Genomic DNA, 2,364 nt, shown 5'->3' with positions numbered 1-2,364 from the left:
GTATCCGCCCCATGAACCCACAGGGCGAACTTGCTAATGTTTGAAGTTCCAGGGTAAGAGCGCATCGATATCAGGCTCAGCTTGCGCTAGCTCTTTCATGCACTTAACCATGTAGTCGTAGAGGATAAGCCCGTTTGCTTTGGCTGTTTCCACGATGCTGTAAAGCATCGCGCTCGCCGCCGCACCATTTGGTGTGCTCGAGAAGAGCCAGTTCTTCCTGCCAATGACCAGCGGTTTTATTGCGCGTTCAGCACGGTTATTGTCTATCGATAAGTGGCCATCATCGATATAGCGGATCAGCTTCGGCCATTGTCCAAGCGTGTATTTTATCGCTTTGCCTAGCGGGCTAGACGCTATCACTTGTTGAGTTGTCATCCACTCGTACAACTCATCAAGTATTGGCTTGGCATACAGTTGACGCTCTGCTTTTCGTGTCTCGACAGACGCACCTTTTAATCGTGATTCTATCCCATAGAGTTTCTGGATTTTGGCCAGCGCTTTATCAGCTTTGCCTGACTTACCTTTGCCTTGAACCTTTTTAGCATCCATGAACTTACGCCGTGCATGCGCCATGCAACCAACATTGGTGACTTGGTGAAGGCCGTCATAGGCACCATAGCCATCGGTTTGAAGATAACCACTATAATCCCCTAAAAAGGCAACAGGGCATGACCTCGCGCGACTGTTTTGATAGTCGTACAAGGCGATATTTTTCACGTTGGGGAGTGCGGCATCTGGCGAGTCTGCACCCGAGCAGTAGAGCCACATGTAGCATTGCTTATCTTCCTTGAGGACATTGAGCGGCGTTTCATCCGCCTGAACTACCACTTGCTCTAGTAGATGCGCTTTCAAGGCCGCATAAAGCGGTGCGAACTGCTCACTGACTTGGATAATCCACCTTGCCATAGTAGTTCGTGACAGCTCGATACCCGACTGGGTAAACAGCGACTCTTGGCGATACAGTGGCATCGCGTATTGGTATTTACCAAGGATGATATTGGCCAGCAAGCTTTCTGTCGCGAAGCTTTTAGGGATAATACTTTGTGGCGCTGGTTTTTGAACGATGCGATTGTTGCCTTCAGTTTGCTCGCACTGACGACAAGCATACTTAGGACGAACATATTCCAGCACTTTGAGTACCGCTGGTGAGAACTCTAGCTTTTCACTGCGGTCTTCACCGATTTTATGAAGACCATGCTTGCAGCAAGCGCACTGCTTTTCATGGTCGTCTAAGTCGAGTTCGATAACCTCACGAGTCAAGGTCTTTGGAAGTGGCTTGCGCTTACCACGTTTCTTCGTTGTGGTGGTTGTCGTGACCTCAACCTCATCTTCCTTAGTGGCTTCACATTCCACTTCGTTGAAGAGGTCACCTTGAGATTCATCGTAAGGTTTTAACGCCTCTGAGCGTTTAGAGAACTGACGGTCGAAAGCAAGCTTGAGTTGTTCAAGTAGCGACTGGCGTTCTTGTTTCAATCGGCTTTCTGACGCCATCAGCGCTTTCACCATCGCTTGTAGCTCGGCAACATTTTGACTTTCTGGATTGATATTTGGCGTCTTTTTCATGGCATTTATTATACTAAAATCATGCCGCTAACGCTTGGTGGATAAGGCTTTATTATCGATTAAGTCATTGTAAAATCGTTTATTCCAACAGGTTTGTGGCCGATAATCGTGAAGCCAGAAAGCAGCCTATCAAGCTCGAATTGAGTCAGAGTAAACACCTCATTTTTCTCTTTTGACGGCCACTTGTACTTGGCTTTTTCGAGGCGCTTATACCAAAGGGCGAAGCCTGTTTCATCCCAGTACAGTACCTTGATTTTGTCGCGCTGTTTATTGGTGAACAGGAACAATGCGCCGCTTCCCAAGGGTAAATCGGTGTCACTTTCGATAATCGCCGCAAGACCATTGATCGACTTTCTAAAATCGACGCTTTCACGATACAAGTAAATCTCTGGAGCGCTGAGCATGCGTTTCATGATAGCGCACCGATAAGCTCTGCGAGATAGACCACTGGCGTGCCTTGCGGAATACTCAGCTCAACATCATTGACGAGCAGTGTCATGTTAGCTGTGGCTATCTGCGCTTGATACTTGGTCGTCTTTTCGACGACTTCAGCTCGCACAAAGCCTAGAGATACGTCGGTTTTGTTGAGTTGCTGGCGTTTGGCATAGAACGTTGAGGGGTTAAGTTCATTGAGCTTACAAAATGCGAGTATCGACAACGAACTCGATTCAGATTGCTCGATAAGCGTTTGCCATTCTTGATTGGTGCGACGTTTTCTCATTTCAAATCTCCTCATGGTTGGAGACCTGATCTTATTATTCGCTCTAGGTGATTAGAATGCGGGGTTTATGACGCGCTTAC

3 protein-coding genes are annotated in these 2,364 nt (G+C 47.5%); all 3 read right to left on the bottom strand.

Features of this window, described 5'->3' with window-relative positions; all coding sequences use genetic code 11:
• Nucleotides 1–33: 33 nt before the first annotated feature.
• Genes tnpC through tnpA form a run of 3 tightly spaced genes read right to left on the bottom strand, consistent with a single transcriptional unit; the run spans nt 34 to nt 2,284 of the window.
• Nucleotides 34–1,563 carry an IS66 family transposase gene (gene tnpC, locus IQQ51_RS00620; RefSeq protein ID WP_193840084.1) on the bottom strand — a complete coding sequence of 510 codons (1,530 nt, stop codon included), beginning with the start codon at nt 1,561–1,563 and terminating at the stop codon, nt 34–36.
• 59 nt (nt 1,564–1,622) lie between these two features.
• On the bottom strand, nt 1,623–1,976 hold the full coding sequence (gene tnpB, locus IQQ51_RS00615) for an IS66 family insertion sequence element accessory protein TnpB (RefSeq protein WP_193840083.1): 354 nt from the start codon (nt 1,974–1,976) through the stop codon (nt 1,623–1,625).
• A complete protein-coding gene (tnpA, locus tag IQQ51_RS00610; RefSeq protein ID WP_193840082.1) occupies nt 1,973–2,284 on the bottom strand; it encodes an IS66 family insertion sequence element accessory protein TnpA in 312 nt (103 codons plus the stop codon). The genes tnpB and tnpA overlap by 4 nt, the downstream gene beginning before the upstream one ends.
• Between the last annotated feature and the right edge of the window lie 80 nt (nt 2,285–2,364).

Origin of the sequence: Vibrio sp. OPT18 (assembly GCF_015163615.1) — a bacterium.
Lineage (GTDB): Bacteria > Pseudomonadota > Gammaproteobacteria > Enterobacterales > Vibrionaceae > Vibrio > Vibrio coralliirubri.
Note: the sequence above shows the minus strand (reverse complement) of the source record. Positions and strands in the feature narration are given on the sequence as shown.